This window comes from Sphingomonas sp., assembly GCF_024508665.1.
GTDB lineage: Bacteria > Pseudomonadota > Alphaproteobacteria > Sphingomonadales > Sphingomonadaceae > Sphingomonas.
Genome location: NZ_JANINP010000001.1, coordinates 95859 through 115387, shown reverse-complemented (window position 1 = coordinate 115387; position 19529 = coordinate 95859). Strand labels below are relative to the sequence as shown.

Annotated in this window: 16 protein-coding genes; 5 read left to right on the top strand and 11 right to left on the bottom strand. The window is 65.2% G+C overall.

Going from position 1 to position 19529, the window contains the following annotated elements:
- Positions 1–75 precede the first annotated feature (75 nt).
- The 5 genes from sufC to Q0L25_RS00515 form a co-directional block, all read right to left on the bottom strand.
- A complete protein-coding gene (gene sufC / locus Q0L25_RS00535; RefSeq protein ID WP_296610967.1) occupies positions 76–819 on the bottom strand; it encodes a Fe-S cluster assembly ATPase SufC in 744 nt (247 codons plus the stop codon).
- Positions 819–1238: a hypothetical protein gene (locus Q0L25_RS00530; RefSeq protein ID WP_296610966.1), complete on the bottom strand. Its 420-nt coding sequence runs from the start codon at positions 1236–1238 to the stop codon at positions 819–821. Before Q0L25_RS00530 ends, sufC begins: the two co-directional genes overlap by 1 nt.
- Positions 1235–2698 (bottom strand): Fe-S cluster assembly protein SufB, encoded by a 1464-nt coding sequence (gene sufB / locus Q0L25_RS00525; RefSeq protein WP_296610964.1) that lies wholly within the window; start codon positions 2696–2698, stop codon positions 1235–1237. The genes Q0L25_RS00530 and sufB overlap by 4 nt, the downstream gene beginning before the upstream one ends.
- Before the next feature lie 124 nt (positions 2699–2822).
- Complete coding sequence (locus Q0L25_RS00520) at positions 2823–3251, bottom strand: SUF system Fe-S cluster assembly regulator (RefSeq protein ID WP_296610963.1); 429 nt, start codon at positions 3249–3251, stop codon at positions 2823–2825.
- 220 nt (positions 3252–3471) lie between these two features.
- Entirely contained in the window at positions 3472–4221 is a 750-nt protein-coding gene (locus Q0L25_RS00515) for an AraC family transcriptional regulator (RefSeq protein WP_296610961.1), read from the bottom strand.
- A gap of 404 nt (positions 4222–4625) precedes the next feature.
- Here Q0L25_RS00515 and Q0L25_RS00510 point away from each other — a divergent pair, with 404 nt between their 5' ends.
- The 3 genes from Q0L25_RS00510 to Q0L25_RS00500 all read left to right on the top strand — a co-directional run bounded on the left by Q0L25_RS00510 (position 4626) and on the right by Q0L25_RS00500 (position 9438).
- Complete coding sequence (locus Q0L25_RS00510; protein ID WP_296610959.1) at positions 4626–5651, top strand: quinone-dependent dihydroorotate dehydrogenase; 1026 nt, start codon at positions 4626–4628, stop codon at positions 5649–5651.
- 184 nt (positions 5652–5835) lie between these two features.
- Positions 5836–7602: a gamma-glutamyltransferase gene (ggt, locus tag Q0L25_RS00505; RefSeq protein WP_296610958.1), complete on the top strand. Its 1767-nt coding sequence runs from the start codon at positions 5836–5838 to the stop codon at positions 7600–7602.
- A gap of 54 nt (positions 7603–7656) precedes the next feature.
- Positions 7657–9438 carry a long-chain fatty acid--CoA ligase gene (locus Q0L25_RS00500; RefSeq protein WP_296610956.1) on the top strand — a complete coding sequence of 594 codons (1782 nt, stop codon included), beginning with the start codon at positions 7657–7659 and terminating at the stop codon, positions 9436–9438.
- A 21-nt stretch (positions 9439–9459) separates the two neighbouring features.
- Here Q0L25_RS00500 and Q0L25_RS00495 read toward each other — a convergent pair whose 3' ends face one another.
- A complete protein-coding gene (locus Q0L25_RS00495; RefSeq protein WP_296610955.1) occupies positions 9460–10110 on the bottom strand; it encodes a DUF4893 domain-containing protein in 651 nt (216 codons plus the stop codon).
- Positions 10111–10328: 218 nt separating this feature from the next.
- Complete coding sequence (locus tag Q0L25_RS00490; RefSeq protein WP_296610953.1) at positions 10329–13247, bottom strand: pitrilysin family protein; 2919 nt, start codon at positions 13245–13247, stop codon at positions 10329–10331.
- Positions 13248–13463: 216 nt separating this feature from the next.
- Here Q0L25_RS00490 and Q0L25_RS00485 point away from each other — a divergent pair, with 216 nt between their 5' ends.
- Complete coding sequence (locus tag Q0L25_RS00485; protein WP_296610952.1) at positions 13464–14321, top strand: aspartyl/asparaginyl beta-hydroxylase domain-containing protein; 858 nt, start codon at positions 13464–13466, stop codon at positions 14319–14321.
- A gap of 225 nt (positions 14322–14546) precedes the next feature.
- Positions 14547–16913 carry a membrane-bound PQQ-dependent dehydrogenase, glucose/quinate/shikimate family gene (locus Q0L25_RS00480; protein ID WP_296610951.1) on the top strand — a complete coding sequence of 789 codons (2367 nt, stop codon included), beginning with the start codon at positions 14547–14549 and terminating at the stop codon, positions 16911–16913.
- Between the two features lie 12 nt (positions 16914–16925).
- On the opposite strand, the gene Q0L25_RS00475 is transcribed toward Q0L25_RS00480, so the two are convergent.
- The 4 genes from Q0L25_RS00475 to Q0L25_RS00460 are packed head-to-tail and all read right to left on the bottom strand — an operon-like array spanning position 16926 to position 19524.
- The gene (locus Q0L25_RS00475; RefSeq protein ID WP_296610950.1) at positions 16926–17612 is read right to left on the bottom strand and encodes a thioredoxin family protein; all 687 of its coding nucleotides are present in this window, start codon (positions 17610–17612) and stop codon (positions 16926–16928) included.
- Complete coding sequence (locus tag Q0L25_RS00470) at positions 17609–18373, bottom strand: DNA-binding domain-containing protein (protein WP_296610949.1); 765 nt, start codon at positions 18371–18373, stop codon at positions 17609–17611. Before Q0L25_RS00470 ends, Q0L25_RS00475 begins: the two co-directional genes overlap by 4 nt.
- Entirely contained in the window at positions 18370–19200 is an 831-nt protein-coding gene (locus tag Q0L25_RS00465) for a DUF692 domain-containing protein (RefSeq protein ID WP_296610947.1), read from the bottom strand. Before Q0L25_RS00465 ends, Q0L25_RS00470 begins: the two co-directional genes overlap by 4 nt.
- Before the next feature lie 60 nt (positions 19201–19260).
- Complete coding sequence (locus Q0L25_RS00460) at positions 19261–19524, bottom strand: hypothetical protein (RefSeq protein ID WP_066591255.1); 264 nt, start codon at positions 19522–19524, stop codon at positions 19261–19263.
- Between the last annotated feature and the right edge of the window lie 5 nt (positions 19525–19529).

Genomic DNA, 19529 nt, shown 5'->3' with positions numbered 1-19529 from the left:
GGCGAGCCCCCTCCACCACCGCGCTGCGCGCGGCGGTCCCCCTCCCCGTCCCAGGGAGGATTTGAGTCGACACCATCATGCCGCCACCGCTCCATAGCCTTCACGCTCGAGCTCGAGCGCCAGCTCGGGCCCGCCGGTGCGGGTGATCCGCCCACCCTCCAGCACATGGACGAAGTCCGGCTTCACGTAGTCGAGCAGCCGCTGATAGTGAGTGATCAGCACCACCGCCTTGTCCGGCGCGCGCATGATACGGTTGATGCCGTCGCCGACCACGCGCAGCGCGTCGATATCGAGCCCGCTGTCGGTCTCGTCGAGGATCGCCAGCTTCGGGCCGATGATCCCCATCTGCACCATCTCGTTGCGCTTCTTCTCGCCGCCCGAAAAGCCGACATTGACCGGGCGCTTGAGCATCTCGGCATCCATCGACAGCGCTGCCGCCTCCGCCCGCGCGAGCTTGAGGAAATCCCCGCCCGACAGCGCCGCCTCGCCCCGCGCGCGCCGCTGGCTGTTGAGCGCCTCGCGTAGGAACTGGACGTTCGACACGCCGGGGATTTCGACCGGATATTGGAAGCCGAGGAACAGGCCGGCGGCGGCACGTTCGTGCGGCTCCATCTCGAGCAGATCGGCGTCGTCGAAGCTGACCGATCCCTCGGTCACGTCGTAACCGGGCCGTCCGCCGAGCACATAACCGAGCGTCGACTTGCCCGCGCCGTTCGGCCCCATGATCGCGTGCACCTCGCCCGCGTTCACGCTGAGCGAGAGGCCCTTGAGGATCGGCTTGCCGTCGACTTCGGCGTGGAGGTTTTCGATGTTGAGCATCAATTGGATCCGTTCGAACGATTCAGGGAAGGACAGCGATCATAAGGGCCATCAACCCCCGTATCCGGCGGCGGCGTGCCGTACGTAATAGCCGCCTCAGCCTCGGAGTTTTCGTCCACCAAAATGATGCCTCCGTTATGCTCTGGAGAGCGATTTAGGTGATAAGCGATTGTTGCGTTGTCCTTAGCTACGGGATCGCGCAGCCAGATATGAATGTTGTTATCATCGATCGCCTCCTCCATGAGGACGGGATAGTCGACGCCGCGAAGGCGGATTTGATCCGGCCGAATGACGAAAGCAAAGCGCAGGTCACACCCTGATTTCGTTGCCTCCATGAATGCATATGTACCCAGAAATGCTTCTGGAATTTTTCCGCCTGCTGGCAAAGTCGCCAGGGCGAAGGCCGTGAGCGCGATCATCCCACGCTCCCCTCAAGCGAAATCCCCAGCAGCTTCTGCGCCTCGACCGCGAATTCCATCGGCAGTTGCTGCAGCACCTCGCGCGCGAACCCGTTGACGATCAACGCGACCGCCGCTTCCTGGTCGAGCCCACGCTGCATCGCGTAGAACAACTGGTCTTCGCTGATCTTCGAGGTCGTGGCTTCATGCTCGATCTGCGCCGACGGGTTGCGCACCTCGATATAAGGCACAGTGTGCGCCCCGCATTCCGAGCCGAGGAGCAGGCTGTCGCACTGGGTGAAGTTGCGCACGCCCTCGGCGGTCGGTGCGACGCGCACCAATCCGCGATAAGTATTGTCCGATCGCCCCGCCGAGATGCCCTTCGACACGATGGTCGAGCGGCTGCCCTTGCCGAGATGGATCATCTTGGTTCCGGTATCGGCCTGCTGGCGATTGTTGGTCACCGCCACCGAGTAGAATTCGCCAACCGAATTCTCGCCCGCCAGCACGCAGCTCGGATATTTCCAGGTGATCGCCGATCCGGTCTCGACCTGGGTCCACGACACCTTGCTGTTCTTGCCCTGGCAAAGCGCGCGCTTGGTGACGAAATTGTAGATCCCGCCCAGGCCGTTCTCGTCGCCCGGATACCAATTCTGGACGGTCGAATATTTGATCTCGGCATCGTCCAATACGACCAGTTCGACGACCGCGGCATGCAACTGGTTCTCGTCGCGCATCGGCGCGGTGCAGCCTTCGAGGTACGAGACGTACGCGCCCTTGTCGGCGACGATCAACGTGCGCTCGAACTGACCGGTATTCTCGGCATTGATGCGGAAATAGGTCGACAGCTCCATCGGGCAGCGCACGCCCTCGGGCACATAGACGAAGGTGCCGTCGGAGAAGACCGCGCAATTGAGCGTCGCGAAATAATTGTCGTGCTGCGGCACGACCTTGCCGAGCCACTTCTTCACCAGCTCGGGATATTCGCGGATCGCTTCCGAGATTGACAGGAAGATGACGCCGGCGGCCTTCAGCTCCTCACGGAACGTCGTCGCGACCGAGACGCTGTCGAACACCGCATCGACGGCAACCTTGCGCGCGCCCTCCACTCCGGCGAGCACCTTCTGCTCTTCGATCGGGATGCCGAGCTTCTCATAGGTGCGCCGGATCTCGGGATCGAGATCGTCGAGGCTCTCGATCGTCTTCTTCGCCTTGGGCTCGGCGTAATAATAAGCGTCCTGATAGTCGATCGGCGGGACGTTCAGCTTGGCCCAGTTCGGCGCCTCCATCGTCTGCCACAGGCGGAACGCCTTCAGCCGCCAGTCGAGCATCCATTCCGGCTCGTTCTTCTTGGCGGAGATATAGCGGACGGTATCCTCGGACAGCCCCTTGGGCGCGAACTCCTGTTCGACGTCGGAGGCGAAACCCCATTCATATTTCTTGTTCGCGGCGGCCAGCGCCTCGGCATTCTTGGTCGCCATCAGAAATCCCCGGCCGCGTAGCGGCCATCAAAAATCTTCGTGGCTTTGTGGTTTTGTGCGAGGAAGTTTGACTCCCACGAAGACACGAAGACACGAATGAACATAGAGAGCGCCGCGCGCCGCATCAGGCCTGCACCTCCAGCGCGGGAGCGGCGGACAGGCTCGCAAGCGTCACGCCGGCAAGCGCGCCGCGCACGGCGCCATTGACGGCATTCCAATGTGGTTTCACGCGGCAACTCTCCTCGACGCAGCAATCGTGCGCGCCTTGGTCGACGCAGGACGTCATCGCGATCGGCCCTTCGATCGCCTCGACGATATCGGCCAGGCTGATCGCGGCGGGCGGGCGCGACAGACGAAAACCGCCGCCCGTGCCGCGCTGGCTCTCGATCAGTCCCGCCGCCGATAATTTGCTTACCAGCTTCTGTACGGTCGGAAGCGGCAGTCCGGTCTCTTCCGCCAGGCTGGTCGCGTTGAGACGCCCCGCCCCGCCACAATGGCGTGCGGCGGCGGACATCATCACCACGGCATAATCGGCCAGGCTGGAAAGGCGCATTGTTGCGAACGACTCTCAAATCGGATCAATTCGATCCGATTGCCATGTGGGCGCGAGGGAGGCGAAGGTCAACCTGCTAAATTCCCTCTCCCCGTGGGAGAGGGAGGGAGCGCCGAAAGGCGCGGAAGGGTGAGGGTCGACAACAGTTTCCAAACCTGCCCTCACCTTCCCGCTCGCTGACGCTCGCGGGCCCCTCCCCTTTCCCGACGAGAGAGGGAATTTAAGTACTCGTGATCAGCGGCCTCACCAGCCCTGACATCGCCAGCCGCTGCTGCACCGTGATCTCCGCCAACGCGGTCGGGCGGTCGCGGATCTGTTTCGGCGTCAGGCCAGTGAATTGCTTCACTTCGCGGATCAGATGCGACTGGTCGTAGAAACCGCGGCCAACCGCGTCATCGAAACTGATGTCGCCGCGGCACATCGCGACTGCCGCGCGCAACGCGCGATATTTGCGTGCCAGCAACTTGGGCGGCGCGCCATAGAGCGCGTTGCACTTGCGCTCGACCTGACGGCGCGACAGCCCGGTAACCGCGATCAGGTCGTCGATATCGGGGGACGTGCTGCCCTCCAGCCATTGATCCACCTGATGCGCGAAGCTGACCGATTCGCGGTTCGCCCGGCAGGTGAATTCCCGAACCAATGCCTCCGCGATCAAAACACGTTCATCCATATTCTCCGTGTTCGAGATCGCCTGAAAGGCGGCTTCAGCGCGCGGGCGCAGATTGGGCCCGACTTCCATCGAATCATCGAGCATGTCGGACGCGTCGCCGCCGAGCATTGCCGCCCAGCCCGCCGGCGTGATGCCGAACCCGAACACCCGGACCGGCCCTTCGACACGGCATCGGGTCGCTCCGCTGGTCGGGCCGACAACGTGGATCGGCCCGGCAGATTTCTCGCCGGACGGAAAATAATAGGCGGCAAAACCTGGGCTCAGGCGGAACCGGAACTGGGCATAGTCGGCACGTTCCATATCCTCGAACCACGGGACGTCGGCTCGAAAGTTATAGAATAATGTTACGTGGTCCGCGAGGTCGGGTGAAGGAACCCGATAATCGAGTTGAATATCCGACACGAAAGTTGCGCCCCTGTGTTTTCTTTCGTCGGGTCGTTTTTATACCATTCCGGTCCCAGCCGCTACCCAAAATGAGTATAGACCCAGCTTCCGGTAACATAAGAAAGCGGCCCGATTTTCTTTCGAAAACCGGGCCGTCAAGGGAAAGAACCCCCTCCCAGGGGCCCTTCGGGTCGCATGCTTGTCCTACGCCGCACCGCCCCGAGTCGTATTGGACGGATTCGCCGTGAGTGGAATTTTGACCGTTTCCGTAACGTAACGGACCTTTGACCCTCGCGGCGCGGCCTGCCATGGCGCCTGGCATGGCTTTTCTCGCCCGCCCTCTCCTGTTCGCGATCGATGCGGAAACCGCGCACGGGCTGACCATCGACATGCTCGCCGCCTGGGGAGCGATCGGCGCGCCACTCGCCAGGCGCGCCGCCTCGCTTCCGGTCGCAATTGCCGGGCTCACCTTCCCCAACCCCCTCGGTCTCGCCGCCGGCGCCGACAAGGATGGACGTGCCATCGCGGGGTTTTTCGGCCTGGGCTTTGGCGCGGTCGAGATCGGCACGCTGACGCCGCTGCCACAGGACGGCAATCCCAGGCCGCGATTGTTTCGCCTCGTGCCCGATCGCGCGGTGATCAACCGTATGGGCTTCAACAATGGCGGCCTCGCCGCCGCATTGCCCCGTGCGCGCGCCGCGGAACGCACCGGCATGCTCGGGATCAATGTCGGCGCGAACAAGGACGCCACCGATCGTATCGCCGATTACGAGGCGGGAGTGGCCGCCGCCGCGCCGATCGCCGATTATGTCACGATCAACATCAGCTCGCCCAATACGCCCGGCCTGCGCGACCTGCAGCATGGGCCCGCGCTGACCGACTTGCTCGCCCGCGCCTCCGCCGCACGCGGGACGACGCCCTTGTTCCTCAAGGTCGCGCCCGATCAGGAGCCGGCACAGATCGACGAAATTGCCCGCGCAGCGATCCACGCCGGGATCGACGCGCTGATCGTCGGCAACACGACGGTCAGTCGTCCACCCCTGGCCTCCCCCAATGCCGGCGAAAGCGGTGGCCTCTCGGGTGCGCCGCTGGCGCCGCTCGCCGCGCAACGGTTGCGCGATTTCAGGACGGCGACCGGCGGCGCGCTGCCGCTCGTCGCGGTAGGCGGCATCGATAGCGGCGCCGAAGCCTATGCCCGGATCCGGGCCGGTGCCAGCCTGGTGCAGATCTATACCGGGCTGGTCTACGGCGGCCCCGCATTACCGGCGCGCATCGTCCGCGATATGGACATGCTGATGCGCCGCGACGGTTTTGCGCAAATAGCGGATGCGATCGGCTCAGCGTGATTCACCCAGCAAGGAAATGTCTTGGCTTTCTCGTTCCTCCACCTCGTCGTCCTCGCCATATTGCTGCTGGTACCGATCGCGGTGATCGTGGCCATGATCCTCGCGCTGCGCCGTAACCGTCGTCTATAGGTCAAGCCGTCGTAACGGCTTGTCACCTTTCTCCATGTCTTTAGGGTCGTTCGCCATGAAGAAGCTGTTCGTCGCCGCCGCCATCGTCCTCTCCACCATGGCGGCAACGGGGTCCGCCCGACAGCCGGCACGAATTGCCAAGGTCGTCCGGGCCGCCCCAACCGGCATGGTCAGCGCCGCTGATCCGCGCGCGGCGGCGGCTGGGGTCGAAATCCTCAACGCCGGCGGCAGCGCGACCGATGCCGCGATCGCGACGATGCTCGCGCTCAACGTCGTCGAACCGCAAAGCTCGGGCATGGGCGGCGGCACCTTTTTCGTCCGCCACGACGCCGTCAGCGGCAAGATCAACACGATCGACGGGCGAGAGGCGGCGCCGATGGCCGCCGACGGCAAGTGGTTCTACGACGCCAATGGCAAGCCGCTGCCGCACAATGCGGCGGTCCCGGGCGGCCGCAGCGTCGGTGTGCCGGGCCAGCTTCGCGTGATGGCGATGGCGCACGCGCAATCGGGCAAGCTGCCCTGGGCGCGGCTGTTCCAGCCGGCGATCCGGCTGGCGCGCGACGGGTTCAAGGCGTCGCCGCGGCTGGTCAACGCGCTGACCCAGTTCGGCGCGCATATGGATGCCGGTTCGCGCGCGATCTTCCTCGACGCGTCGGGCAAGCCATGGCCGGTGGGCACGGTCGTCAAGAATCCCAAGCAGGCCGAATTGTTCGACCGCGTCGCCCGGCTCGGGCCCCAGGCCTTCTATACCGGCGGCACCGCCCAGCGTCTCGTCGCGGCGGTCAACAATGCCCAGCGCAATCCATCGAAAATGACGGTCGGCGACGTCGCCGCCTATCGCGCCAAGCCGCGCGCCCCGCTGTGCGGCACATATCGCGTCTATCGCATCTGCGGCATGGGCCCGCCCTCGTCGGGCGGCTTCACCGTGCTGATGATCCTGAAGCAGCTCGAACGGTTCGACATGGCGAAACTGGGCAAGGATTCGCCGGTCGCCTGGCATCTGTTCGCGGAAAGCTCGCGCCTCGCATACGCCGATCGCGACATGTATGTCGGCGATCCGGACTTCGTCAGCGTGCCGCTCGCCGGTCTGCTGAACCAAAATTACATTGCTTCGCGCTCGGCATTGATCTCGCCCGACAAATCGATCGCGAACGTCGTACCAGGCACCCCGCCGGGCGCCCCGCCCCGCAAGCGCGTGCCGGCAAGCGAGACTCCCGGCACCACCGACCTCGTCGTCACCGATAAGGCGGGCAATGTCGTCGAGGTCACCACGACAATCGAGGGACCTTGGGGTTCGGGCCTGTCGGTCGACGGCATCATGCTCAACAACGAGCTGACCGATTTCGACATCGTTCCCGACAAGGACGGCTATCTCGTTGCCAACCGTGTCCAGGGCGGCAAGCGTCCGCGCAGCTCGATGGCGCCGACCATCGTCTATGGTCCGGATGGCAAGGTCCGGCTGGCGATCGGCGCGGCCGGAGGATCGACGATCATCGCTCAGGTAGCAAAGGCGATCATCGCGGTGGTCGACTGGAAGATGAGCGCGCAGGACGCGATCGGCCTCGGGCTGGTCTATGCGCCGGGCCCGACGGCCGTCGCCGAATCCGGCACCCAGGCTGAAGCGATGGCGCCGCAACTGCGCGCGCTCGGCGAGAAGATCATGGTGTCTCCGCTGGGGCTCAAGGCCAACGCGATCGAGCGCGTCGGCGGCAAGTGGGTCGGCGCCGCCGATCCGCGCAGCGAAGGTGTCGCGATGGGACAGGACGGCAAGGTGACAGCAATTACGCGGATGGGGATGGCGCCGAACCGCCCGTCAGAATAACGTCGGCCGACAAGGCGCAGCCGAACGCGGCGCGCCACGCAGGAGAGGGGCCGAATGCGCCAGATCGAGAAGTTTCCTAACCTCGTGGCGATGTTCTTCGCCCGCGCGCGGGAGGGCGGCGACAAGCCGTTCCTGTGGCACAAGCAGGGCGATAGCTGGGTAGCGCTGAGCTGGACCGAAACCGCGCGACAGGTCGCGAGCCTGGCTGCCGCGCTCAAGGCAATCGGCTTGCACCCCGGCGACCGGGTCATGCTGGTCAGCGAGAATCGCCCAGAATGGTGCATCAGCGATCTCGCGATCATGGCCGCGGGCTGCGTGACGGTGCCGACCTACATCACCAATACCGAGCGCGACCATTCGCACATCATCGAGAATTCGGGCGCGCGCGCGATCATCGTCTCGACCGCCAAGCTGGCCCGTCCGCTGCTGCCCGCGGCGGCCCGCGCGAGCGAAGCCAAGATCGTGATCGGCCTGGAAGATTTGCGCGTCGGGCAGACCGACCTCGTCTATCATAACTGGTCGAAGCTCATCGCCGACCATCCGGCGCAATCGTCCGACCTGCTGATCACCGCGAGCCGCGGCGACCTGGCCTGCATCATCTACACCTCGGGTACGGGCGGCGCGCCGCGCGGGGTGCAGCAGCACCACGGCGCGATCCTGCACAATGTCGAAGCCTGCTGCACCTTGATCGCCGAGGATTTCGGGTGGGACGACGAGGTCTTCCTGTCCTTCCTCCCGCTTTCGCACGCCTACGAGCATACCGGCGGCCAGCATTTCCCGATCGGGCTCGGCGCGCAGATTTACTATGCGGAGGGGCTCGACAAGCTCGCCAGCAATATCGAGGAAGTCCGGCCGACGATCATGGTCGTCGTGCCGCGCCTGTTCGAGGTGCTGCGGACGCGCATCGTCAAGGCGGTCGAGAAGCAGGGTGGCGTGTCCAACTATCTGCTTGGCCGCGCCGTGGCGATCGGCGGAAAGAAGGCGGCGGGCGGCGTGCCGTTATACGACCAGCCGATGAACCTCATCGTGAAGTCGCTGTTGATGCCCAAGATCGCCAAGCGCTTCGGCGGACGGATCAAGGCGATGGTGTCGGGCGGCGCGCCGCTCAACCCCGAGATCGGCATCTTCTTCCAGTCGCTCGGCCTGACCTTCCTGCAAGGCTATGGCCAGACCGAGGCAGCGCCGGTCATTTCCTGCAACCGTCCCCGCGCCGGTCTCAAGATGGATACGGTCGGGCCGCCGCTCGACGGGGTCGAGGTGAAGATCGCAGAGGATGGCGAGATTCTGGTGCGCGGCGAGCTCGTCATGCACGGCTATTGGCGCAACCCCGAAGAAACGGCGCGCGTCCTCAAGGACGGCTGGCTGCACACCGGCGATGTCGGGCTGATCGACGAGAAAGGCCGGATCAAGATCACCGACCGCAAGAAGGACCTGATCATCAACGACAAGGGCGACAACGTGTCGCCGCAAAAGGTCGAGGGGATGCTGACCCTGCAGCCCGAGATCGGCCAGGCGATGATCGTCGGCGACCGCCGGCCCTATATGGTCGCCGTGTTGGTCCCGGACCCCGAATGGACACAGGAATGGTGCGCCAGGACCGGGGCTACCTGTAACCCGAAGGCGCTGGCCGACGATCTCGACTATCGCGCCGCGCTCATGGCGGCGGTCGAGCGGGTAAACAAGGATCTGTCGGTGATCGAACGTGTCCGCCGCTTCATCCTGGCCGACGAGCCGTTCACGATCGAAAACCAGCAGATGACGCCGAGTCTGAAAATCCGGCGCCATGTGTTGAAGGAAGTGTACGGTCCCCGGCTCGATTCGCTTTACAAGGGATGACCGGACCGGAAGCCTTCGACATCAGCTCGACCCGTTCACCACCGGGATCAGTTCGTAGATGTCGAGCATCTGGTCGCCCTGCCCGTCATTCTTGACGAGCGCCATCCGCCAGCGGAACGGCGCGATGCGCTCGATCACCGCGGCGACGTCGCGTTGCCGTACTTCCCCATAAGGCGGCGCGGAAGGGGCCTGTTGCGGACGCAGCGTGCCCAGGAAGATCAGGCGCTTGCCGCTATCGTCGTCGAATAGCCAGCCGCCGGGCAATTGCGTGCCGGTCTGCTTGGTAAAGCTCTGCTTTCCGTCGACGACGGCGACATAGCAAAAGTCGGGCTTGTAGCTGATAACACCGCGACGGCCGCCAACCCTGACGAGCCGGCATTGGTAGGATCCAGGCGACAGCGTCGGTGCATCGAGCCCAGCGGTCGGATTGAGCAACATCCCTTGCGCCGCGATCCGCGCCCGCATTCCCGCCGGGACGGCCGCGAGCATGCGCTGCATGCGGTCAGTGAGACCATCGATCCGCTGTTGATCGTCGGCCGTCGCGGTTGCGCGCCACCCTGTCGGTTGTTCGACCGGCGCTCCCTCGGCGACGCTGACCACGGCTTTCGGGCCCGTCGAACATCCTGCCAGGACGCCGCTCAGCGCCACCGCTCCCACCAAGGACCAGCGCATCTCTGCCCCCTTCTCTCAGGCTAAATTAACTTGTTTTCAGAATGTTGCCCAAAAGTGACCGGAGATAGTTAACAAAAGGTTAAAATCGTCTTCGGGTTGCTATCGGCCGTGCGCGGTTGGCCGCGCCCGGCGCACGTTCCGCCGAGCGGCTATCGCAATGGAATCTCCGACCCGCGGCTGCGGGGCGACGCGCCGGCGCTTGGCCGATTTTCTATCGCCTATTGCGCCCCACCGGCGACGCTCAGCCCTTCCTTGGCCGCCACCGCCTTTGGCACCACTTCCATCGTCCAATCCTTGTCGGGGCGCAGATATTTAGCGGCCACCGCCTGGAGGTCGGCAGCCGTCACGTTCTGATAGTCGAGCAGGATGCTGCGCGCCGCGGCGATCTTGCGGGGATCATAGGATGCTCCCGCCAGCAGATTGAGCCAGAAGGTATTCCCGGTCGAGGCACGCATGACATATTGCTGCATCGGCGTCTTCGCCCGCTGCAGTTCGTCGTCGCTGATCGGGTTCTTGACCAGATCGGTCGCAATCTCGCGCGACAGGCGGAAGAAGAGGTCGGTCTTGTCGGGCGGCACCTGGCCGATCGCCATGATCCGTCCGCCGCTCGCGGCGCCGTCGGGCCAGCTCGATCCGACGCTGGGCGAATAGCTTGCGCCTGCTTCGGTGCGCAGCCGGTCGTAGAGCCGGTCACTGAACACCTGCGCCAGTACGTCGAGCTTGCGGCTTTCCGGAATGCCCTCGACGCCACCGCCGGTCGGCCAGGCGATCAGCGCGACGGCCTGGTTCTCCTGCCCCGAATGCGTCCGCACGACCGGCGTCGCATTATGTTGGGGGAATTTGATCGGCGGCGCGGCGGCGGCGGGTGTCGGGCGCGGCTTCAGCGCGCCGAACGTCGCCGCGACGGCATTGATCGCCTCGTCGCCCTTGACGTCACCGAATACTTCGACCTCGATCGGACCCGAAGCCAGGATCGGCTGCCAGAAGGTGCGAAACTGCGCGGGGGTCAACGCCGACACGGTGGCCGCGGGCGGAATCCCCCAGCGCGGATCCCTGTCGTGCAGGAACCATTCGAGGTCGCGGCTGAGCACGCCGTCGGGCGACGAATCGAGTCCCGGATAGCCGGCCAGCATCACCGCCTTGGCCCGGGCCAATGGCGCGGGGTCCCAACCCGGCGCCTTCAACTTGTCGGCGAACAGGCGGAGTTGGTCCTTGTAGTCCTGGGGCGAACTGACACCGGCCAGCGTGAACGCGTCATCGTCGATCCCGAAATCGAATCCCAGCCGTCGCCCGGTCGCCAACTGGTCGAGCTGTTCCTGGCCCAATTTGCCGATCCCGCTCGGAACCAGCGCCATATCGCCGGCCCAGGCCGGCGTACGGTGGTCGGACGGGATGGCATTATATCCCCCGCCCCAGCGCACGCGGACATAAACGCGATTGGTCTCGCTCGAATTGACGAACAGCAGCAAGCGTACGCCGTTGGCGAAGACGACCTTCTGCATCTCGAGGTCGGGAATGCTCTCGTTGCTGACGACCTTGCCCGGGGGGCCCAGCGGCGGCAGCTTGGAAAAGTCGATCGCGGCCAGCGCGGTGCGTTTGGGCGCCAGCTTCGACACGTCGGCGTCGAGCGCGGCGGCCAGCTTGGTCGCCGCCGCCGGATCGGCGGTTGGCGTCGAGATGAACGCGCGGGTCGCGTCGCCCTGGAACACGCGCTTGGTCGACGCCAGGATGGACGCCGGCGTGAACATGCCTTTGGCGCGAGCGTCGGTCAGGATCTTGTAGGAGACGTCGGGCGCGGCGACCGTCTCGCGGATGTCGAGCGCCTGGACCATGTTGTCGGCCTGCGCCGACCCCGCCTCCACGCGCGAGGTATCGACGCCATTCTTCATCGCGGCGTCATATTCGGCGAGCTCGCGGTCGAGTTCGGCCTGGCTCGGCGGATTGGTCTGGGCGTCGGCGATCACCGCTCGCACGTCCTTCAGCGCCTGTTCCCAATTGTTGCCGACCGGCACGATGTTGACGAACGTGCCGTTGACCGAGCGCGACACGTCGTCGAGGCTGACTTGCGCCTGGAGGAAGCTGCCGCCGGCGCGCGCGCGCGATTCCAACCGGCGGTTGATGATCTGGACTGCGATCAGATCGACCAGGCGCTTCTGGTTGAAGAGGATCAGGTCGTTATTGAAATGCCAGGGGCGCAACACCGCCATCGACACCAGGGTCGGCAGGCCGGGCTCGACGAGCGTGCCGGTGGTGGGCTGCTTGGTCGCGGGCGTGCCGAAATCGGGGTCGGGCGGATTGGGGCCCTTGCCCTTCCAGCTCGAAAAATTCTTGTCGACCAAAGTCTCGAACACGAGCGGATCGATATCGCCCGAAATGATCACCACTGCGCGTTCCGGCCGGTACCATCTGTCGTGGAAGGCACGCAGGCTGGCGGCGGTCGCCGCCTCCAGCGTCTTCACCGTGCCGATCGGCGATCGCGTCGCGAACGGCTGGCCCGCGAAGATCGTCGCGCGCTGGGCGTCGCCGAAACGCACCTGCGGCCCCGGCGCCTCGCGCTGCTCGGCCATCACCACCGGCCGTTCCGAATTGACCACCTTGTCGTCGAAGCTCGGCGCTTCCATCATTCCCGACAGGATTTTCAAGCTCTCGTCGACCGTGGCCGGCGTCGCGGACGGCAGATCGAGCTTGAACACCGTCTGGGTGAAGGTCGTCTGGGCATTGGTGTCGCTGCCGAAGGTCGCGCCCAGCCGCTGCCAAGTACGCTTCGCCTCATTGTCCGCGACATATTGGCTGCCGCGGAACACGAGGTGCTCCATGAAATGGGCATAGCCCTGCTCGCTGTCATTCTCGTACAGCGAGCCCGCATCGATGCGCACGCGGATCGACACCTGGCCCGGCGGCACGCCATTCTTGCGCACCGCGTAGCGCAGGCCGTTCGGCAGGGTCCCGAAATGCCATTCGGGGTCGGGGGTGATGTCGCTGCCCTTGAACAGCCAGGGCGAGCGATCGACTTCCGGCCGGACTGCGAGCGGCGCGGGAGCCGTCGGGATGGTGTGCTGGGCGATCGCCGGAAGCGACATCCCAAGGGCAATGGTGACGAGGACGGCGAGACGCGGAACGCGGAACGTAATGGCCATGACACCTGTGTAGGGCGTCCCCCGGCGAGCGGCAACCGCCGTCACGTCGATACTAAAAGGTCACATCCTGCCCCTTGTGTCGCCATTTTTTCGACCCAGATCAGGGCTAGCGGCAATTGTGCGCTGCCGCATCCGCGTAGCGTATTCGACATTTTTTGGCTCGATCGGCCGCCGTGCGACGTTGGTGCCGGTCCCGTTGGACGATGAAGAGGCTTTGTGAGCGTCGATCAACAGCTGGGGCCGCCAGTATTGCGGCGGAAATCGGGCAACGTCGCCGAAGGCAGCGTGCCCAACATGACCGTGATATCCGGAACGCCCCAATCGGATAGCGCGCCGATCGGCGGCAAGGTTGAAAAGCGGCCGTTCATCATCCGCTATGGCAAGCATCTGCGCGGGTTCTTCGACCGGATGATCGCATCGTCGTCGCTCGTGCCGAACGATCCGGTGCTCGACGTCCGCGACTTCCCCTGGACCCAGCATCTGCGCGACAATTGGCAGGCCATCCGCGACGAGATGCTCGACGCGGCGATGGGAGACAAGTCGCCCTCCCTCTCAAGCATCTCGCCCGATCATCGCGCGATCGCCCCGGTCAACAAGTGGCGCAGCTTCTTCCTGTGGGGCTATGGCTACAGCATCGAGGAAAATCTCGAACGCTGCCCGGTGACCGCCGCAGCGGTCGCGACAATTCCCGACCTCAACAGCGCGTTCTTCTCGATCCTCGCGCCGGGCACGCACATCCCCGCACATCGCGGCGTGACCAAGGGGCTGATCACGTGCCACCTCGGCCTGATCGTACCCAGGGACGGCGATGTCCGGATGCGCGTCGGCAACCGCATCGTGCGCTGGGCCGAGGGCGAGACCCTGGTGTTCGACGACACCTATGACCACGAAGTGTGGAACGACACCGACAATATCCGCGTCGTCCTGCTCATCCAGATCAAGCGTCCGCTGCGCAATCCCGGCAAGTGGATCGCCGACACTTTCCTCAACGTCGTCCGCCGCTCGGCCTTCGTCCAGGAAGCGCGCGACAACGTGATGGCGTGGAACCACGCCGTGAAGCAGATGGATGTCTGACTGATCGCAGCGGAATAGCGAGAGCTATTCCGTGCCCGGCGATCCGTCCGGCCGGCGGCGCTGTAAAGCGCCGACCGACGGCGCGGATTAACTCCGCGCCGACACTGCCGACATTTCGCCGAAAGCCCAAGTCTTCCCGCGCCCGGAACGGCGGCCGCCCCTGTTTCGTTAACGCCGCGACGAAGCGCGCCTGCCTGCCCGCTTCCCGAGCCGACGGAGACGATCATGGGACGCAGCTGGCCAGCCATCATCATCGCTGTGCTGATTGGCCTGATCGGCCTCGTGCTGGCCGTGGGTGGCGCCTATCTCGCTGTGCTCGGCGGGTCTCTCTATTATCTGATCGCCGGCGTCGCGATGCTCGCCTCCGCATGGTTCCTGTTCCGCGGCCGGCTATTAGGCGGCTGGATCTATTGCGCTTTGTTCGTCCTCAGCGCGGTCTGGGGTCTGGCCGAAGCGCGCGGCAACGCCTGGGCGATGGTGCCCTGGCTGATCGCGCCGTTCGTGCTGCTCATCGCCGTCGCCTTGGTCATGCCGACGCTGACCGCCGACCGTAACCGATGGAAATGGGCCGGCGGCGGGGTTGTCGGCGCGCTGGTCCTGGTGATTGCGATCTTCGGCCTGCTAGCCGGCGGCGGCTCGCCCGCGCTCGCTCTGCCGGCGCAAATGTCCCCCGGCATGACCGATCCGTCAGGGCTCGCTACTGGCGGCGACTGGCCGAGCTATGGCGGGACCTACGCCAATTGGCGCTATTCGCCGCTGACCCAGATATCGCCCGACAATGTCGGCAAGCTGCAAAAGGCCTGGGAGACGCATACCGGCGGCACGCCGACCACCGCCGCCTTCCAGAAGCTTTACGGGACAGAAAACACGCCGCTCAAGGTCGGCAACCTGCTCTATGCCTGCACCGCGAAGAACGTGGTGGTCGCGCTCGACGCCGCGACCGGAAAGACCGCCTGGCGCTTCGATCCCAAGGTTCCTGACGCCTGGATTCCCTATACCACCGCCTGCCGGGGCGTCGCTTATTACCAGGTTCCCGGGGAGGCGGCGGGAACGCTCTGCGCCGCGCGGATCATCGAGGGCACGCTCGATTCCCGGCTGATCGCGCTCGATGCGGCGACCGGCGCGCCCTGCGCCGAATTCAACGGCACCGGCGAGCAGGACACCAAGATCGGCATGGGCCAGGTCTATCCCGGCCTCGCCTCGATCAATTCGGCGCCCAGCATCGTGCGCGGCATCATCGTGGTCGGGCACCAGATCCTGGACGGGCAGTATCGCGGCGCGCCCTCGGGGGTGATCCAGGGCTTCGACGCCAAGACGGGCAAGCTCGCCTGGGCCTGGGACATGGTCCATCCCGACTGGACCGGTTATCCGCCGGCCGGCCAGACCTGGGCACGCGGCACGCCTAATATGTGGACCGGCAGCGCGGGCGATGAGAAGCTCGGGCTGGTCTACGTGCCCCTCGGCAATGTCGCGGACGATTATATCTCGACCGGCCGCACTCCGCAGGAGAATGCCTATTCGAGTTCGATCGTCGCGATCGACGTGACCACCGGCAAGCCGCGATGGAGTTTCCAGGCGGTCAAGAAGGACGTGTGGGACTATGACTTCGGCAGTCCGCCGTCGCTGATCGATTATAAGGGCACCGCGGCGTTGATCGTGCCCTCGAAACAGGGTGACCTTTACATCCTCGACCGCGCCACCGGGCGCGCGCTGACCCCGATCGGCTCGATCGCCGCGCCGCAAGGGGGAGTGGAGCCGAGCGAGCGAGCGCCGCGCCAGATCGTGTCGCTGTGGCAGACGCTGCGCAAGCCGCCGCTGGTCGAGTCCGACATGTGGGGCATGTCCCCGATCGACCAGATGCTGTGCCGCATCCAGTTCAAACGCGCCGACTATCGCGGCGAGTTCACGCCGCCGAACGTCGGGCGCAACAGCGTCGAATATCCCGGCTATAACGGCGGCAGCGACTGGGGCGGCGTCTCGATCGATCCGGTTCGCGGCATCCTCATCGCCAATTACAACGACATGCCCAACCTGGTCCGGCTGTTGCCGCGCGCCGAGGCCGACAAGATGGGAATCAAGCCGCGCTTTGCCTCGAAGCAGATTTCGAGCAAGTCGCATTCGGTCGATCCGCAATGGGGCGTGCCCTACGCGATCGACGTCAATGCCGGCTGGAGGATGCCCTTCACCAAATTGATGTGCAAGCGCCCGCCTTACGGCGGCATCCGCGCGATCGACCTCGCCACGGGCAAGACCTTGTGGGATCGCCCGCTCGGCACCGCCCGGCGCAACGGTCCGTTCAACCTGCCGACGATGTTGCCGCTAACGATCGGCACGCCCAACAATGGCGGCGCGGTCACGACGGCGAGCGGGCTGATCTTCATCGCTGCGGCAACCGACGACCTGATCCGCGCGATCGACCTCAGGACCGGCAAGACCGTGTGGTCCGCGCCGCTTCCCGCCGGCGGCCAAGCGACGCCGATCGTCTATCAGCAGGACGGTCGCGAATATCTGGTGATCGTCGCCGGCGGACACCATTTCATGGAAACACCGGCCGGCGACAGCGTGATCGCCTATGCGCTCCCGAAGCGCTAGGCGGTCTGTCGGTCAGATGCGCCGCGAAGCGATAATCGTTCCGCCGCGCCCTTGCTGGAGCAGGACCGCGCTGGACAGGCCCGCCGGCGCTGCCGGAAGCGCCAGACGCAACGGGGCGCCAGCCCATTGTCCTAGCTGCACCAGCTGGCGCACCACGTTGCGGTGCGCGATCGTCCGCCCGCCATTCTCGCCGGCCCGGATCGGCACGGCGATGGTCCGGGGATCGTAGCGTACCAGCCAGACGGTCGCACTGCCCTTCCCCGTACCGATGGCGAGCGACCCGCCCGCCCGGTTGATGGTCGGCCCGGTTGCCGGACGGCCGCCACGGCGGATGGCGGCGTCGACTTGCGCGGGATCCCCGCCGGTCACCACGCCGCTTCCGTTGATCACCATTTGCGGCGTCGCGACATAGGTCCTGCCGCTTGCCCTGGCATAATCCCACTGCCGCTGCGTGAAGGCGGGGTCGGCAAAGGTATCCTTCCAGCCGAGCTGGTCCCAATAGGTCACCGCGAAGCTGAGCGCGAGGACGTCGGAACGATCGGCCAGCGCGTTGAGCACCGCGTCGGCGGGCGGGCAGGATGAGCAGCCTTGGCTCTGATACAGTTCAACCACGGTCGGGTTGGCGGTATCGATTGCCGCGTTCGACTGCGTCGAACAGGCGCCGGTGAGGGCCAGCAAAGGGATCCAAAACATCTTCATATCGAAACAGCCTTTTCCTCGATCTTCGTGATCAACCCATCGGCCAGCCACTGGCCCAGCAACTGGCCGGCGAGCGCGATTCCCCTTTCCTGCCCGAGCGCCGCGACGATCCCGTCGCACATCGCGGCGAAAGACAACCCTGCCCGCGCCGCCAGCAACGCCTGGCGCTCGACCTGATCGATCGCGCGGAAGCGCGAAATCTGTTCCTGCCTCCAGACCAGAATGGCGCCCGCTTCGGGCAACGGCTCGACCGCCGGTGGCACCTCGCCCGCCGCCAGAGCGCTCCAGATCGCGGGGGCGTTGGTGGACAGCTCGCCGACATCGAGCGTCGGCGTGAAGAGCAATGTGGCGCTGTCCCAATCGACGTCGCCCAGCATCGCGGCGTCGGCCGCGGGCGCGTCGGGTCCGACGAACGCCTCGCCCAGTGCGCAATCGATCCAGGCCAGTTCGGCGACTTCGGCATCGTCCGGATAGAGCAACGTCAGCGTCGCGGGAAAATCGCGCGAATAGGCGTCTAGCGTCCAGCTGCTCGGCGGCACGCGCTCGATATGGGCGATTACCGCTTGCCGGAATGCCGCGTCTCCCAGCCAATCGCGCGTCCGCGCGAAACTGTCCTCCAGGCACGCGACCAGCTGGGCGCGATAATTGTTCAGATAGACGCGCAGCCCCGGCGCGGCATCGTCGCCAAGCCGCCGTGCTGCCCAGCGATCCTCGCGGATCAGCCAGTTGCGCAGGTCCCGCTGGAGTTCGATCAGGCTCATGCCGCCCGCCGCAATTGGCGCCGGCCGATCGCGCGTGCCACCGCCAGTTCGCTGAGCAGATCGATCAGCGGCGGGATGTCGTCGTCGCGCTCAATCATCGTGGCCACGGGCCCAAGGAGCGGCAGCACGTGCGCATAGAGATCCCATACCGACCCCGGCACGGGGCGATCGTGCGTATCGATGAGCAGATCCTCGCCCATGCTGTGTCCGGCCAGATGGATCTGGCGGACGCGATCATGGGGGACGCCGTCCAGATAGGCGATCGGGTCGAAACCGTGATTGCTCGCGCTCACGAAGACGTTGTTGACGTCGAGCAGCAGACCGCATCCGGTACGCGCGCACATCGCGTCGAGGAACTGCCATTCGGTCATGTCGGCCGGTACAAAGTCGATATAGGTCGAGGGATTCTCGATCAGCATCGCGCGCCCCAACGCCTCCTGAGCGCGATCGATATTGGCGCAGACCAAGTCGAGCGCCTCGCGCGTGTAGGGCAAGGGCAACAGATCGTGCGAGCTGAACCCCTCGATCCGCGTCCAGCTCAGATGGTCGGAGACGAACAACGGTTCGATCTCGTCGACCAGCGCGCGCAGGCGCCCGAGATAGGCGCCGTCGAGCCCGTCCGCCGAGCCGATCGACATCGATACGCCGTGCAGGGCAACCGGATAGCTCGCGCGTACGTCGCGCAGCATCTGGCGCGGCCGCCCGCCGTCGATCATGAAATTCTCGGAGATGACCTCGACAAAATCGACCGCCACTCGATGGTCGAGGAACTCGGCATAATGCGGCTTGCGTAGCCCCAAACCGAAGCCGGCGAACGGAGCGATCACGATATCTTCTCCTGCGTTGGGCGATGGCCCGGCCGCGTTGGCAGCCGGGCCCGGATATGCTCAGTTCGGCGCCGTCAGGCTGCCCCCGGCCGTCTTGCAGGCTTTGGCGGTCATTTCCTTGAAGCCCTGGCCCTTGCAGTCGTTCTGGCCCTTGCAGTCGTGCGTGCCCGACTTGCAGTCCGACTGCCCCTTGCAGCTGTTGACGCCATAGCAATGAATCTTGGCGCCACCCTTGGCGACCGCGGCACTCGGCACGGCAGCGGCGGTGATCGCGACGATTGCGGCGGCGGTCGCGACGCTGACGCCGGTACGAAGAATGGTCATTGGGA

What these genes read in the sequence shown, in the direction of transcription:
- ggt (WP_296610958.1), top strand. Translation starts at nt 5,836, where the DNA reads ATGAAGAAGCTGTTCGTCGCCGCCGCCATCGTCCTCTCCACCATGGCG.
- sufB (WP_296610964.1), bottom strand. Translation starts at nt 2,698, where the DNA reads ATGGCGACCAAGAATGCCGAGGCGCTGGCCGCCGCGAACAAGAAATAT.
- Q0L25_RS00510 (WP_296610959.1), top strand. Translation starts at nt 4,626, where the DNA reads ATGGCTTTTCTCGCCCGCCCTCTCCTGTTCGCGATCGATGCGGAAACC.
- Q0L25_RS00480 (WP_296610951.1), top strand. Translation starts at nt 14,547, where the DNA reads ATGGGACGCAGCTGGCCAGCCATCATCATCGCTGTGCTGATTGGCCTG.
- Q0L25_RS00530 (WP_296610966.1), bottom strand. Translation starts at nt 1,238, where the DNA reads ATGATCGCGCTCACGGCCTTCGCCCTGGCGACTTTGCCAGCAGGCGGA.
- Q0L25_RS00475 (WP_296610950.1), bottom strand. Translation starts at nt 17,612, where the DNA reads ATGAAGATGTTTTGGATCCCTTTGCTGGCCCTCACCGGCGCCTGTTCG.
- Q0L25_RS00470 (WP_296610949.1), bottom strand. Translation starts at nt 18,373, where the DNA reads ATGAGCCTGATCGAACTCCAGCGGGACCTGCGCAACTGGCTGATCCGC.
- Q0L25_RS00490 (WP_296610953.1), bottom strand. Translation starts at nt 13,247, where the DNA reads ATGGCCATTACGTTCCGCGTTCCGCGTCTCGCCGTCCTCGTCACCATT.
- Q0L25_RS00495 (WP_296610955.1), bottom strand. Translation starts at nt 10,110, where the DNA reads ATGCGCTGGTCCTTGGTGGGAGCGGTGGCGCTGAGCGGCGTCCTGGCA.
- Q0L25_RS00520 (WP_296610963.1), bottom strand. Translation starts at nt 3,251, where the DNA reads ATGCGCCTTTCCAGCCTGGCCGATTATGCCGTGGTGATGATGTCCGCC.
- sufC (WP_296610967.1), bottom strand. Translation starts at nt 819, where the DNA reads ATGCTCAACATCGAAAACCTCCACGCCGAAGTCGACGGCAAGCCGATC.
- Q0L25_RS00460 (WP_066591255.1), bottom strand. Translation starts at nt 19,524, where the DNA reads ATGACCATTCTTCGTACCGGCGTCAGCGTCGCGACCGCCGCCGCAATC.
- Q0L25_RS00500 (WP_296610956.1), top strand. Translation starts at nt 7,657, where the DNA reads ATGCGCCAGATCGAGAAGTTTCCTAACCTCGTGGCGATGTTCTTCGCC.
- Q0L25_RS00515 (WP_296610961.1), bottom strand. Translation starts at nt 4,221, where the DNA reads ATGGAACGTGCCGACTATGCCCAGTTCCGGTTCCGCCTGAGCCCAGGT.